We start from the raw sequence: 13,447 nt of genomic DNA on the forward strand, positions 1-13,447 counted from the left end.
CGCCGACCACCCGCAGGCCCGGCGCGTACCTCGGCCCGGCGTACATCCTCAGCTGCGTCGGTGACTCGGCGGCGCGTCCGCGGCCCGGGCGCCCCTGCGCCACAGGGCGCTCGGCCACCACATCCGCTCGCGCAGGTCGAGGATGAGGGCGGTGACGACCACCGAGCGCACCACCATGGTGTCCAGCAGCACACCGAGCGCCACCGCGAAGCCGATTTCGGCGAATCCGACGATCGGCAGGGTGGCCAGGGCCGCGAAGGTGCCGGCCAGGACCAGCCCGGCCGAGGTGATCACGCCGCCGGTCGCGGCGAGCCCGGTCAGCGCACCGGTGCGAGTGTCGCCGCGGATGCTCTCCTCGCGCACCCGGGTGGTCAGGAAGATGTTGTAGTCGATGCCCAGGGCGACCAGGAAGACGAAGACGAGCAGCGGGAACGAGGTGTCCTCGGCGGCGAAGTCGAACACGTGCCGAAACGCCAGCGCGCTGATGCCCAGTGCCGCGGTGAAGGACAACACCACGGTGGCGATCAGCACGACCGGGGCGACCAGGGCGCGCAGGAGCAGCCCCAGGATGATCAACACGACCACGAGGATGACCGGGATCAGCAGCTTCTCGTCGCGTTCCGAGGCCCGGTTGCTGTCCAACTGGGCCGCGGTTCCGCCGCCCACGAGCGCGTCCGCCTGCGGCACCGCGTGCACGGCGGAGCGGGCGTCGTCGACGGTGTTCCGGGCCGCGCTGCTGTCGGCCGGATCGACCAGGGTCGCCTCCAGGTACGACCGCCCGTCGCGCTCCGCCGGCACCCCCGGCGGGACCAGCACGCTGTCGGGGACCACCCCGGGCACGCCCGCCAGCGATGTGCGGACCGCGTCCACCGAACGGGCGTCGGCGATCACCTGGAGTGGTTGCCCGGTTCCTGCCGGGAAGTAGCGGGCCTGGACCTCCTGGCCGACCACCGAGTCCGGCTTGTCGGTGAAGCTCTCGGCGGTGGTGAGGCCGGTGGAGTTCAGGGCCAGCATGCCCAGGGAGAGCGCGGCCAGGATCGCCGAGGTCCCGATCCACACGGCGCGCGGTCGGCGGGCGATGCGCCGGCCGATCCGGGCCCACAGGCCGGTCTCGGTCGGCTCGGGCGAGCCCAGGTGCGGGATGACGGGCCAGAAGATCCACCGCCCGACGATGAGCAGTACCGCCGGGAACAGGGTCAGCATCGCGAGCAGAGCCACCGCGACACCGATGGCGGCGACCGGTCCGAGGCCGTTGGTGGAATTCATCTCGGCGGCGAGCAGGCACAGCATGCCGATGATCACGGTGGAGGCACTGGCGATCACCGCGGGGCCGGCACGGTGCAGGGCCAGTGCCATCGCCTCGTGTCGGTCCTCGTGTCGACGCAGTTCCTCCCGGTAGCGGGCGACGAGCAGCAGCGCGTAGTCGGTGCCGGCGCCGAACACCAGGACGGTCAGGATGCCCGCGCTCTGCGCGTTGACCACCAGGGACGCGTGCCGGGCCAGTACGTAGATCACCGCCTGGGCGGCCAACAGGGCGCCGACCACGCAGAACACCGGGACCAGGAGCAGCGTCGGGCTGCGATAGGTGAACAGCAGGATCACCACGACCACGCCCAGGGCCGCGAACAGCAGGGTTCCGTCGATGCCCTCGAACGCGTCGCTGCTGTCGGCGGCGACGCCGCCCGGCCCGGTGATGTGGGATTCCGGCCCGGTGTCGGGATCGGCGTCCAGGATCGCGCGGATGTCGTCCACGGCCTTGGCGATGCTGTTCCAGCCGTTGTCGCCGAAGGTGATCGGTACCAGGACCAGCGCGGCACGCGGGGCGGCGGCGCGGTCGGGGATGGGGCCCTGTACCTGGGCGCCGACGATCCCGTGGTCGGTGAGGGTGCGCATCCGGGCGGCATCGGCGGCGATCGTCGCCTCGTCGGCCGGGGTCAGACCGGATGCGCGGGCGAACACCACGACCGCGGTGACGTTTTGCGGCAGGAATGCCTTCGACTGGTCGACGACCTTGGTCGACTCGGCGTTGCCGGGCAACCACGCGGAGGCGTCGTTCTTCTCCGCGTCCATCAGCTTGCTCGCCGCCGGCCCGGCCACGACCAGTACCAGAATCCAGATCACGAGAATGATCCACTTGGCGCGCCGGCCGCAGACCAGTCGTGCAACTCGTCCCGCTCCGCCCATCCCGGCCACCTCCACCGCTCGAACGTGTTCCGGTGTCGCCCGAGGAGCACTCTCCTCAGGATGGCATCGGGGCCGGCATCACGCGTCCGCTGGCGCGGCACCGGGCGTCGCGTGTGCGGCGATCGACCCCCTCCGGCGGGCCCTGCGGAGGATGCGAACGGGCCGCCCGGGACCTGCCGGAGCGGCTCCGGCGGGGGTGGCCGATCGGGTCCGGGTGCGCGACCGTGGAAACCATGAGCGACAAGGCGCACGGCCGTTTCGACCTCGTGGTCGAGGCGTATCGCCCGGGTGACGAGTACCGGCTGGTGATGCTCGCCGACGGCACCTACCGACAACTGCACAGCCGCCGGGAGCTGGACGATCTGGCCGCCCGGCTCGGCCTCGACCCGACCGATCGGGACCGGGTGGCCTGGGAGGGCGGCGACGAGTGGCCGGCGGACGACGCCGGGTGACGACGCGGGGTGACGGCTGAGCCCCCATTCGACCGCTCGGTGTGCACTCGGCCGCTTCAGGGACCGACTTCACACCCCGGGAGCGGGATTCGTGATCGATCCGCGTGGCGCTGTGCTCCGCCTCCGGCTACGCTTCGGCGGCCGTCGGAGGTGCCGGTGTGGGCCGGCCGGTCGCCGCCGGGCCCGGTGACGCCCTCGATTTCGTCTCGTTTGCGTATCGGACCGTGCGGGGACTCCCGGCGTGCGGTGGACTCGAAGAAGCGGAACGCCCCGCCCCTGCGGGCGTGTTCTTCGACGTGGGATGGGGGAGACAGTGGCCGACACCTGGGACTGCGAGTGTCTGGTGGAGCAGGGCCGTGCGCGGGTGGTGGTACCGAGGACCGTGGACGCGTCCGTCGCGCACCGGCTGCGCAAGGATCTGGTGGCGCGGATCAACGCCCTGCCCGACGACGTCGTCGAGGTGACGTTCGACCTGATGGACACGGAGGTACTGGACGAGGCGGGTGCGGCGGCGATCGCCTCCGCCTACCGACACGCCTTCCTCCTCGGCCTGCGCCCCACCTGGCGCGCCGCGGCGCCGACCACGCGCGCCACGCTGCTCGGCGCGGACGGCGAACTCCGCACCGGCGAGCACGCGTTGAACGCCCATCCCGGGTGACTCGCGCACTGCGCACGTGCGTACGAGCACGGTAGTCGCCGCTCCCCCGGGGTTTCGGACCCGGGGATTCGGGCTTCGGGGGTTCGGCCCCGGGGGTTCGGCCCCGGGGGTTCGGCCCCGCGGGTTCGGCCCCGCGGGTTCGGCCCCGGGGGTTCGGCCCCGGGCCCGCGGCGGAGTCCGCCGGGCTCCGCCGCGGGCCATCGGCTGCGGCACGTGGGCGCAGGCTACGAGGGCGACCCGGGGAAGACCTTCGTCAGGATGAGTTTGGTGAGTTCGTTGGCCGGGGCGTTGCCGTCGGGCGACTGGTTGAGGTTGACCAGGACCACGACGGTTGCGCAGGACTGCGGGTTGTACCCTACGAAGCTGTTGTAGCCGGGCAGTTGGCCGTCATGGCCGAGGAAGCCGGCGAAGTCCGCGATGGCGAGGCCGTACGTGGGCGCCCCGGGTTGGTCCGACGCGGGCACGAACTTCAGCCGCTCGCGCTGGATCTCGGGGCTGAGCAGGGTGCCGGTGGCCAACGCCGGGGCCCAGCGCAGCAGGTCGTCGACGGTGGAGACCGCGGCGCCGGCCGCCCAGGCCCACGAGGGGTTCGCGTCGGTGACGTCCTTGGGATTGCCGGCCGACCAATCCGCCCAGGCCGCTTCCTTGCCGGTCAGTACCGGCGCGGTCAGGCTCTCCACATTCCCGATGAACTCGTAACCGTGGGCGTGCGGGAGCGGCAGGCGGGAGTCGTTCGGCAGGCTGCTCTCGGACATGCCGAGCGGGCGGAAGATGTGCTGTCGGAACAGCTCGGCGAGCGGTTGGCCGGTGAGCTTCTCGGCGATCAGGCCGAGCAGCACGGTGTTGGTGTTGGAGTAGTGGAATCCCCCGCCGGGCGGGAAGTACGACGGATGCCGGAACGCGATGGCAAGCAGCTCGTCCGGAGTCCACGGGGTCTGCGGCTGTTCGTCCAGAGTGCGGTTGAAGTCGGGGTCCTCGGTGTAGTTGTACAGACCGCTGGTCATCTGGAGCAGTTGGCGGATGGTGATGTGTTCCCCGTCGGGTACGTCCGACCGGAACGCGGCCACCGGGTCCTCCAGCGACAACCGTCCCGCCTGGACGAGTTGCAGGATGATCGTCCCGGTGAAGGTCTTCGTGATGCTGCCGACCCGCATGTGGTCCGCGGTACGCATGGGTGTGCCGTCGGCGAGGTCGCCCGTGCCCAGGGTCGTGGTCCAGGTGCCCCACTCCGGGGTACGGATGGACACGATCGCGCCGGGGACGCGCAGCCGCTGCATCATGGCGACGAGTTCGGGGGTCAGCGTCTTGACGAACGACGGCACCTGCTGCGCGGATCCGGCCGGGGCATCGGATCGCACCGAGGTGCCCGACGGCGGTGCGGCGGCCGTCACGCTCAGCAGCGCCGCCACCGCCACCGCGGCGACGCGGGCACGCCTTCGGGCCGCCCCGGCGCGGCGTGGACGTCGTTCGGGGATCGGGAGCCGGTGCGGCAGTCGGGTTCGCACGAGGGGTCCGTTTCGTTCGGGAGCAAGGGACCTCACAGATACCGGGCCGATTCGGCCCCGGACCGGTGTTGCGCCACCGGTGGGCGTGTTCGCAGCCGGCGAGACGCGCGCAGCGAGGAGCCCGAAGGGCGGATGCCCGGCGGCGCGGCCCCACCAAGATCCACCGGGCAGCGCCTGGCATGCGTGGCATGTCGGATGCTCTGCCTCGCCCCCGAACCGTTCACGTCCCGGACCGCGGCCGCGGATCTCGAGGACCTTCGGGCCCGGTTGCGCGCGACGCTGTACGACGAACCTCGTGCGGGTGACCGAGCCCGCACGCGGCGGGCACTTCGCGGCGTTCGAGGAGCCCGAGTCGTACGCCGAGGAACTGCGCGCGTCCTTCCGGCCCTACCGGGCGGCGATGACGCGGTAACGCGCCGGCGGTGCCGGCACCGCACACCGGCGACGCGCACCACGAGCGCGCCGACCCGGAATGCCTGCTCCTCCGCACCGGGCCGGCCCGCACTGCCCACTCCCGGCGCGTCTCAGTGGAGGGCCGTGACGACCGCGCGGTCGCGGGGGCCGGGCAGGGGGCCTCGGTAGGTGATCGTCGCGGTCGTCGCGTCCCGGAAGCCGGCCTCTTCGGCTTCGTCGGCCAGGGCGAGGGCGCACAGCCAGGAGAAGCCGGGAACGTCCGGGTCGGTCCGGACGTCGGGATCGACGTGCAGCGGGTCGTCGGACAGGACCAGGCTGCCGATGCCGGGCTGCGACCAGGTGTGGAAGCGTTCCAGGGCCGGGCCCAGACCCCGGGTGTACCGGTGCAGGTCGCCGGCCAGGCCGTCGGCGTAGACGACGGTCCAGGCGCGGGTCGGCGGCGTCCAGACCAGGACGTCCGCGCAGACGGCGTCCACGCCTTTGCGGTGGGCGAGGTCGACGGCCTCGGGCAGGGCGTCCACGGCGAGCACCCGGTGGCCCGCGCGCACCAGCTCGGCCTCGACCATCGCATTGCCGCAGCCCAGGCTCAGCAGCGCGGAGTCGGGGCGTCCTCGGTCCAGCAGGCGTGCCAGATGGGCGACCATCCAGGTCCGGTACTCGGGGTCGCAGGTGGCCGGGGTGATCGAGTCGCCCACGGCGCGGCCGACTTCCCATGCCTGGTAGCGGCTGGGGCGGCCGTCGGGGGTCGCGGCGTAGTGGGCGTGCAGCGATGCGAGGTCGGTCATCGGTGCCTCGGATTCCTGGCAGGCGTCCGGTCGCCGCACGGCGGCCGGATGGGCGGGCGGGATCGGGCCGGCGGCGCGGCAGGGTGGGCAACCGCGGTGATTCGCTTCCGCCCCACACCTGCTCCCGTCCCGCGGATCACATCGTGGGCGGCCACACCCGACGACGACGCACCGATGCCCGGTGTCGCGTGTGCATCCGTGCCCGACCACTCGGCCCGCGACGCACGCCGCGGACGGAGTGCGGAGGCACGAGCGGGGCGCGTCCTCGTGGGAACGTACGCCCTCGGACCTCACGGCGAGCCGGTCGGCGGTCCGCCGCGCGCTCCTGTGTTCGACGTCCCCATGCAGCCGATTGGAGCGTAGGAGACCCCTCGACCACATGCAACGCACGTGCAGCAACTTGCCGATGTCAAACGCTGATCCGAGCCCGGTTCCGTCGGTGGCCAAGGCACCGTTCGTGCGCCCATCCGTTTCCGTCTCGGGGGTGTCCCCTCCCGGTCGCGCGCACACGAAGGGACCTTCGCCGAAACCGACCGGGCCGAACGGCTCTGCCCGACGTTGCGAACGAGGAGCAGAGTCGGGCGTGCGGGCCGGCGCAGCGGGCAGGCTCTCGTAGCCACGGGGTCGAACCCGATCGACGTCGCTCCGTGCGCACCCATGATCGGCCCGGCCGCCGTACCCATCGCCCGGGGAAGCGGCCGGGCTCAGGCCCGCGTCCGCGCTGCGCCGGGTTGCCCCGGGCTGCGTCCGGTCGCGCAGCGCCCCGTCGTTCCTGGCTCGCCCGGGGCGAACTCGCCGTCGCCTCCGTGCGTTCGCAAGGTTCCCGTCCCACGAGGTCGGCCCGGTCCCGGCGGCAACCGGCCGTTGGGCCCGCGGGACCGGGCCGGTCGGCCCTGGTGTGGGCGTCGGGCGCGCGGAAGGCTGAGGTCAGGGTCCGGGAGAGCGGACGCGCGGTCGAGCGCGCGGGGCGTCGGGCCCGGCGCGACATGCGGGAATCGACCGGCACGAGCCGTTCGACCCCGTGTCGGCGCCCGCGCGGGATTCGAGGGTTGAGACATGAGCGAACACGCCGTGATGAAACGCCCCCTCGGGCGCCAGGAGGCGTTGGCCCTGATGGCGGGCGCGGGGTTGGGCCGCGTCGTGGTGAGCGAGGGCGCCCTTCCGGCCGTGCACCTGGTGGCGTTCGCCCTCGACCGGGAGTGCGTGGTGTTTCGGGCTCCGACCGACTCGCCCCTCGCGAAGGCCGCACTCGACGCCGTGGTCGCGTTCCAGGCCGACCGCATCGACCGCACCGCACAAACCGGCTGGACGAGTACGGTGACGGGCCACGCCTCCCGGGTCCGCGATGCCTCCGCCGTGGCGCACCTGGATCGCCTGCTCCCCGAAATCGACGGCGACGACGCGGAAACGGTGTGGATTCGGGTCACCACGGAATTCGTCACCGGACTCGTCGCCGAACGCCGGCACAACGCCGGGACGCCCGCAGGACCCAACCTTCCCGACGCCCGGAAGCCACCGCCCGTCCCCTGAGGCACCCGGCCGGCCGCGGTCACCGGGACCGGGCCGGCTGGACTTACTAGGACGTCCGACTATATCGTCTTCAACAACAAGGTCCGCGGTGCAGGGAAGTCGGTGCGAATCCGACATGGTCCCGCCACTGTGACCGGGGAGTGCGCTGCCGCAGCACCAAGCCACTGGCGAAGGCCGGGAAGGCGGGCATCGTGCGTAGATCCGGAAGTCAGGATACCGGCCGCGGGTATATCCGTGTTGTCCACGAGGATGGAGCAAACACGCATGACACCGGCCTGCGCACCCGCCCCGGATGATCCTGCGAACGTCGAACTCCCCAGGTTCTCCTGACCACTTCGACGTCGACCCGCCCGGGCAACCACGCGCACCCGCGCCGACGTTGCGTGGTCGGGCCATGCCCCGCCTCCGGATCGCACCTGACGAGAGACAGGTCGTTCATGATCCGCGAGCTTTCCCACTTCATCGGCGGCAAGCACGTCCTCGGCGCATCCGGCGCGTTCGGCGACGTGTACGACCCCAACACCGGGCGGGTACAGGCACGCGTTCCGCTCGCGGATCGCGCCGACACCCTGGCCGCGATCGACGACGCCGAGCGGGCCCAGCCCGCCTGGGCCGACTGGAACCCGCAGCGGCGCGCCCGGGTCCTGGCCCGCTTCCTGCAACTGATCGAACCCGAACGCGAGTCGCTGGCCCGACTGTTGTCGGCCGAGCACGGCAAGACCATCGCCGACGCCCACGGCGACCTGCAACGCGGCCTGGAGGTCGTGGAGTTCGCCATCGGTATTCCGCACCTGCTCAAGGGCGAGTTCACCGACAACGCGGGCACCGGCATCGACGTGCACTCGCTGCGCCAGCCGCTCGGCGTGGTCGCCGGCATCACCCCGTTCAACTTCCCCGCGATGATCCCGCTGTGGAAGATCGCCCCGGCCATCGCATGCGGCAACGCGTTCGTGCTCAAGCCCTCGGAGCGCGACCCCTCGGTGCCGCTGCGCCTGGCCGAACTCTTCCTCGAGGCCGGACTGCCGCCCGGCGTGCTGAACGTGGTCCACGGCGGCAAGGAGAGCGTGGACACGCTCCTGGAGGACCCGCGCGTGCAGGCCCTGGGCTTCGTCGGCTCGACCGCGATCGCCGAGTACGTGTACACCTCGGCCACCGCGAACGGCAAGCGCGCCCAGTGCTTCGGCGGCGCCAAGAACCACCTGATCGTGATGCCGGACGCGGACCTCGACCAGGTCGTCGAGGCGCTGATCGGCGCCGGATACGGCTCCGCCGGCGAGCGCTGCATGGCCATCTCGGTGGCGGTTCCCGTCGGCGCCGAGACCGCCGACGCGCTGGTGGACAAGCTCGTCGCGCGCATCGCCACCCTGCGGGTGGGCCCCTCCCACGACCCGGACGCCGACTTCGGCCCGCTGGTCGGCCGGGACGCACTCGAACGGGTGCACGGCTACCTGGACATCGGCGTCGCCGAAGGCGCCGAGCTGCTCGTCGACGGCCGCGACGTGCACGTCCCCGGCCACGAGGACGGCTACTTCGTCGGCGCGTCGCTGTTCGACCACGTGACGCCCTCGATGCGGGTGTATCGGGAGGAGATCTTCGGCCCGGTGTTGTCCGTGGTCCGCGCGGCCTCCTACGAGGACGCGCTGCGCCTGGCCAGCGAGCACGAGTACGGCAACGGCGTGGCGATCTTCACCCGGGACGGCGACACCGCCCGCGACTTCGGCCGCCGGGTGAACACCGGCATGGTCGGCGTCAACGTGCCCATCCCGGTGCCGGTGGCCTACCACACCTTCGGCGGCTGGAAGCGATCCGGATTCGGCGACCTGAACCAGCACGGTCCCGACTCGATCCGCTTCTACACCCGGACCAAGACCATCACGTCGCGCTGGCCGTCCACCGCGCGCGAGAGCGCGAACTTCGACATCCCCACGATGGACTGACCCGATGACCGCACTCACCGACGACCAGCTCGCGATCGTCGAGACCACCCGGGACTTCGCCCGCGAACACCTCTCCCCGCACGCGATCGAATGGGACCGCACCGGCCACTTCCCCGTCGACGTCCTGCGCAAGGGCGCCGATCTCGGCCTCGGCGGCATCACCGTCGGCGAGGATCGGGGCGGTTCGGGGCTGAATCGACTCGACTCCGCACTGATCTACGAGGCGCTGGCCGGTGGTTGCCCGACCATCGCCGCCTACTACTCCATCCACAACATGGTCGCCTCGATGATCGACCGGCACGGCACGCCGGCGCAGCGCGCACGCTGGCTCCCGGGTCTGTGCTCGATGCACGATCTGGCCAGCTACTGCCTGACCGAGCCGGGAGCCGGCTCGGACGCCGCCGCGCTGACCACCCGCGCGACCCGCGACGGCGACGACTATCTCCTACACGGCGTCAAGCAGTTCATCTCCGGCGCCGGATCCTCCGCGGTGTACGTGGTGATGGCGCGCACCGGAGCGGACGGCGCCGACGGGATCTCCGCGTTCGTCGTGGAGGACGACAGCGCCGGGCTGTCCTTCGGGCCGAACGAGCGCAAGATGGGCTGGCACGCGCAGCCCACCCGCCAGGTGGTCCTGGACGGCGTGCGGGTGCCCGCGACGCACCGACTCGGCGCCGAGGGCGACGGGTTCAGGATCGCGATGGGCGCCCTCGACGGCGGCCGGATCGGCATCGCCGCATGCTCGCTGGGCGGCGCGCAGGCCGCACTGGACGCCTCCGTGCGCCATCTCACCGACCGTGCGGCGTTCGGCTCGCGGCTCATCGACGCGCAGGCCCTGCGCTTCCAACTCGCGGACATGGCAACGGAACTCGAAGCGGCCCGCACGCTGGTGTGGCACGCGGCCTCCTCGCTCGACGAGGGTGATCCCAGGGCGGCGCAACTGTCCGCGATGGCCAAGCGGTTCGCCACCGACACCGCCTTCTCGGTGGCCGATCGCGCGTTGCAACTGCACGGCGGGTACGGCTATCTCGCCGACTACGGCATCGAGAAGATCGTGCGCGACCTGCGGGTGCACCGCATTCTCGAAGGAACCAACGAGATCATGCGCGTGATCGTCGCGCGCGGACTGATCGGAGCGGCCCGATGACCCCCACCACCGAGCAGGACCCGGTACAGACCCACCGGCAGGCGGCCATGGGCCGGATCGTGCTGAACCGGCCCAGGGCGCTCAACGCGCTCACCCACGACATGGTTCGGCGGATCGACGCCGCGCTCACCGCGTGGGAACACGACGACGGCGTACGGCTGGTGGTGATCACCGGCGCGGGCGAGCGCGGCCTGTGTGCGGGCGGCGACATCCGTGCCATCCACGCCGACGCCGTCGCCGGCGGCACCGCGAGCCTGGACTTCTGGCGCGACGAGTACCGGCTCAACGCCCGCATCGCCCGCTACCCCAAGACGTACATCGCCGTCATGGACGGCATCGTGATGGGCGGCGGGGTCGGCATCTCCGCGCACGGCGCGCTGCGCATCGTCACCGAGCGCTCGACGGTCGCCATGCCGGAGACCGGAATCGGGTTCGTTCCCGACGTCGGCGGCACCCACCTGCTCGCCCGGGCTCCGGGCGAGTCGGGCACGCACCTGGCACTGACCAGCTCCGCGATCGGCGCCGGCGACGCCATCGCCTGCGGCCTGGCCGACCACTTCGTGCCCTCGCATCGGCTCGACGCGGTGATCGGGGCGCTGGCCACGCGCGACCCGGCGGAGGTCGTCGCGCGGTTCACCGAGCCGGCTCCGGCCGGCGAACTCGCCGAGCGCCGCTCCTGGATCGACTCCTGCTACGCGTGCGACACCGTCGAGGAGATTCTCGATCGCCTCCAGGACAGCGGGGAACCGGCGGCGAAGCAGGCCGCCGAGCAGATCCGCGCCAAGTCGCCCACCGCGCTCAAGGTGACCCTGGCGAGCCTGCGCCGGGCTCGCGAACTCGGCTCCCTGGAGGCCGTGTTGGAGCAGGAATACCGGGTGTCGAGCGCGGCGCTGAGCGCGCCCGACCTGGTCGAGGGCATCCGCGCCCAGGTGATCGACAAGGACCGTGCGCCACGCTGGTCGCCCGCGACGCTGGAGGCCGTGCGGCCCGAGGACGTCGCCCGCTTCTTCCGGGCGCCGGCCGAGGGTGCGTCGAGCCTGCAACTCGCGTCCGCGACCTCGGAGGCCGGCCGATGACCGACACCATCGCCTTCGTCGGGCTGGGCAACATGGGCGGCCCGATGGCCGCCAACCTGGTCGCGGCCGGACACGTCGTCACCGGATTCGACCTGGCCCCACAGGCCCTGGAGCAGGCCCGGGACGGCGGTGTGCGGATCGCCGGGTCGCCCGCGCAGGCCGTCGCCGGTGCGGACGTGGTGATCACCATGTTGCCCGGCGGGGCACACGTCCTGGACTGCTACCGGGGCCCGGAGGGCCTCCTGGCCGCCGCACCCGCCGGCGCGGTGTTCGTCGACTGCTCGACGATCGACGTCGCCGACGCACACGCCGCGCACGAGGCGGTACGCGCGTCCGGGCGCCGCGCCCTGGACGCGCCGGTGTCCGGCGGAGTGGTCGGCGCGGTCGCCGGCACGCTCACCTTCATGGTCGGCGCCGACGACGCGGACTTCGCCGCGATCGAGCCGGTGCTGACCGCGATGGGGCGCCGCGTCGTGCACTGCGGTCCGCCCGGGGCCGGACAGGCCGCGAAGATCTGCAACAACATGATCCTGGGCGCCACGATGATCGCGGTGAGCGAGGCGTTCGTGCTGGGCGAGCACCTCGGCCTGTCCCACCAGGCGTTGTTCGACGTCGCCTCGGCCGCCTCCGGACAGTGTTGGGCGCTGACCACGAACTGCCCGGTGCCGGGACCGGTACCGGCCAGTCCCGCCAACCACGACTACCGACCCGGCTTCGCCGGAGCCCTGATGGCCAAGGACCTGCGGCTGGCCGCCAACGCGATCCGCGCGGGCGGCGTGTCCGCCGAACTGGGCCTGCACGCGGCCGAGATGTACGCGGCGTTCGCCGAGAACGGCGGCGCCGAGCGCGACTTCTCCGCCGTCATCCACACCATCAGGGACCACACCGCAGCCGCCACCGCCACCGGCGAAGGGAACCACCCGGCATGACCGAGTACGAGACCATCCTGGTCGAGCGTCACGATCGCACCGCGCTGATCACGCTCAACCGTCCCAAGGCGCTCAACGCCCTCAACCTGCAGGTGATGGCCGAGGTCGTCGACGCCGCGACCACGCTCGACCGCGACCCGGACATCGGCGCTCTGGTGATCACCGGGTCCGCGAAGGCCTTCGCCGCCGGCGCGGACATCAAAGAGATGCAGCCCAACGACTACATGGACGTCTACCTCTCCGACTGGTTCTCCGCGTGGGATCGACTCGGCGACGTCCGCAAGCCCACCATCGCCGCGGTCTCCGGCTACGCGCTCGGCGGCGGCTGCGAACTCGCCATGTTGTGCGACATCCTCCTCGCCGCCGACACCGCCGTCTTCGGCCAGCCCGAGATCAAGCTCGGCGTCATCCCGGGCATCGGCGGCTCACAACGGCTGACCCGCGCGATCGGCAAGGCCAAGGCGATGGACCTGTGTCTGACCGGTCGCACGATGAACGCGGACGAGGCCGAACGCGCCGGCCTGGTCTCGCGCGTCGTCCCCGCCGCCGACCTCCGCACCGAGGCGCTGGCCACGGCCGCGACCATCGCGGGCATGTCGGCCCCGATCGCGATGATGGCCAAGGAGAGCGTCAACCGCGCCTTCGAGACCACGTTGGCCGAGGGCGTGCGCTTCGAACGTCGGCTGTTCCACGCCACGTTCGCCACGGCGGACCAGAAGGAGGGCATGGCGGCGTTCACCGAGAAGCGCTCGCCGTCGTTCACCCACCGCTGAGTCGACCGGGATGTCGGGCGGCGCCGCCGCCCGACGTCCTCGGCCGTCCGTACCCAC

General features: G+C 72.0%; 11 protein-coding genes, 1 pseudogene and 1 riboswitch. Of the genes and pseudogenes, 9 read left to right on the forward strand and 3 right to left on the reverse strand.

All coding sequences use genetic code 11. The features are described from left to right. Positions 1-48 precede the first annotated feature (48 nt). Entirely contained in the window at positions 49-2,184 is a 2,136-nt protein-coding gene (locus tag ACZOOI_RS33695; RefSeq protein WP_465283349.1) for an MMPL family transporter, read from the reverse strand. A 233-nt stretch (positions 2,185-2,417) separates the two neighbouring features. Here ACZOOI_RS33695 and ACZOOI_RS33700 point away from each other — a divergent pair, with 233 nt between their 5' ends. Beyond that, on the forward strand, positions 2,418-2,636 hold the full coding sequence (locus ACZOOI_RS33700) for a hypothetical protein (RefSeq protein WP_465283350.1): 219 nt from the start codon (positions 2,418-2,420) through the stop codon (positions 2,634-2,636). 301 nt (positions 2,637-2,937) lie between these two features. Beyond that, the gene (locus tag ACZOOI_RS33705) at positions 2,938-3,294 is read left to right on the forward strand and encodes a hypothetical protein (RefSeq protein WP_465283351.1); all 357 of its coding nucleotides are present in this window, start codon (positions 2,938-2,940) and stop codon (positions 3,292-3,294) included. 224 nt (positions 3,295-3,518) lie between these two features. On the opposite strand, the gene ACZOOI_RS33710 is transcribed toward ACZOOI_RS33705, so the two are convergent. Then, the gene (locus ACZOOI_RS33710; protein WP_465283352.1) at positions 3,519-4,799 is read right to left on the reverse strand and encodes a serine hydrolase domain-containing protein; all 1,281 of its coding nucleotides are present in this window, start codon (positions 4,797-4,799) and stop codon (positions 3,519-3,521) included. 283 nt (positions 4,800-5,082) lie between these two features. Between ACZOOI_RS33710 and ACZOOI_RS33715 the strand changes: the two are divergent. Further along, positions 5,083-5,211: pseudogene (locus ACZOOI_RS33715) on the forward strand (epoxide hydrolase); the annotation flags it as partial. Between the two features lie 112 nt (positions 5,212-5,323). On the opposite strand, the gene ACZOOI_RS33720 reads toward ACZOOI_RS33715, so the two are convergent. Then, positions 5,324-5,998, reverse strand: a complete 675-nt coding sequence (locus ACZOOI_RS33720) for a class I SAM-dependent methyltransferase (RefSeq protein WP_465283353.1) — start codon at positions 5,996-5,998, stop codon at positions 5,324-5,326. Between the two features lie 1,056 nt (positions 5,999-7,054). On the opposite strand from ACZOOI_RS33720, the gene ACZOOI_RS33725 reads away from it, so the two are divergent. The 6 genes from ACZOOI_RS33725 to ACZOOI_RS33750 all read left to right on the forward strand — a co-directional run bounded on the left by ACZOOI_RS33725 (position 7,055) and on the right by ACZOOI_RS33750 (position 13,390). Further along, positions 7,055-7,528, forward strand: a complete 474-nt coding sequence (locus ACZOOI_RS33725; RefSeq protein WP_465283354.1) for a pyridoxamine 5'-phosphate oxidase family protein — start codon at positions 7,055-7,057, stop codon at positions 7,526-7,528. Positions 7,529-7,597: 69 nt separating this feature from the next. Beyond that, a riboswitch (cobalamin riboswitch) is annotated at positions 7,598-7,767 on the forward strand. Positions 7,768-7,965: 198 nt separating this feature from the next. Further along, positions 7,966-9,465: a CoA-acylating methylmalonate-semialdehyde dehydrogenase gene (locus tag ACZOOI_RS33730; protein ID WP_465283355.1), complete on the forward strand. Its 1,500-nt coding sequence runs from the start codon at positions 7,966-7,968 to the stop codon at positions 9,463-9,465. Between the two features lie 4 nt (positions 9,466-9,469). Then, positions 9,470-10,612 (forward strand): acyl-CoA dehydrogenase family protein, encoded by a 1,143-nt coding sequence (locus ACZOOI_RS33735; RefSeq protein ID WP_465283356.1) that lies wholly within the window; start codon positions 9,470-9,472, stop codon positions 10,610-10,612. After that, entirely contained in the window at positions 10,609-11,688 is a 1,080-nt protein-coding gene (locus ACZOOI_RS33740; protein WP_465283357.1) for an enoyl-CoA hydratase/isomerase family protein, read from the forward strand. Before ACZOOI_RS33735 ends, ACZOOI_RS33740 begins: the two co-directional genes overlap by 4 nt. Continuing rightward, the gene (gene mmsB / locus ACZOOI_RS33745) at positions 11,685-12,617 is read left to right on the forward strand and encodes a 3-hydroxyisobutyrate dehydrogenase (protein WP_465283358.1); all 933 of its coding nucleotides are present in this window, start codon (positions 11,685-11,687) and stop codon (positions 12,615-12,617) included. The genes ACZOOI_RS33740 and mmsB overlap by 4 nt, the downstream gene beginning before the upstream one ends. After that, entirely contained in the window at positions 12,614-13,390 is a 777-nt protein-coding gene (locus ACZOOI_RS33750) for an enoyl-CoA hydratase (protein ID WP_465283359.1), read from the forward strand. The genes mmsB and ACZOOI_RS33750 overlap by 4 nt, the downstream gene beginning before the upstream one ends. The last annotated feature ends 57 nt before the right edge of the window (positions 13,391-13,447 follow it).

It is taken from the genome of Embleya sp. L77, assembly GCF_055557415.1.

Bases quoted from the DNA above. Each gene is read 5' to 3' on its own strand.
- ACZOOI_RS33730 (WP_465283355.1), top strand. From the start codon at position 7,966: ATGATCCGCGAGCTTTCCCACTTCATCGGCGGCAAGCACGTCCTCGGC.
- ACZOOI_RS33720 (WP_465283353.1), bottom strand. From the start codon at position 5,998: ATGACCGACCTCGCATCGCTGCACGCCCACTACGCCGCGACCCCCGAC.
- ACZOOI_RS33735 (WP_465283356.1), top strand. From the start codon at position 9,470: ATGACCGCACTCACCGACGACCAGCTCGCGATCGTCGAGACCACCCGG.
- ACZOOI_RS33705 (WP_465283351.1), top strand. From the start codon at position 2,938: ATGGGGGAGACAGTGGCCGACACCTGGGACTGCGAGTGTCTGGTGGAG.
- ACZOOI_RS33740 (WP_465283357.1), top strand. From the start codon at position 10,609: ATGACCCCCACCACCGAGCAGGACCCGGTACAGACCCACCGGCAGGCG.
- ACZOOI_RS33725 (WP_465283354.1), top strand. From the start codon at position 7,055: ATGAGCGAACACGCCGTGATGAAACGCCCCCTCGGGCGCCAGGAGGCG.
- mmsB (WP_465283358.1), top strand. From the start codon at position 11,685: ATGACCGACACCATCGCCTTCGTCGGGCTGGGCAACATGGGCGGCCCG.
- ACZOOI_RS33695 (WP_465283349.1), bottom strand. From the start codon at position 2,184: ATGGGCGGAGCGGGACGAGTTGCACGACTGGTCTGCGGCCGGCGCGCC.
- ACZOOI_RS33750 (WP_465283359.1), top strand. From the start codon at position 12,614: ATGACCGAGTACGAGACCATCCTGGTCGAGCGTCACGATCGCACCGCG.
- ACZOOI_RS33700 (WP_465283350.1), top strand. From the start codon at position 2,418: ATGAGCGACAAGGCGCACGGCCGTTTCGACCTCGTGGTCGAGGCGTAT.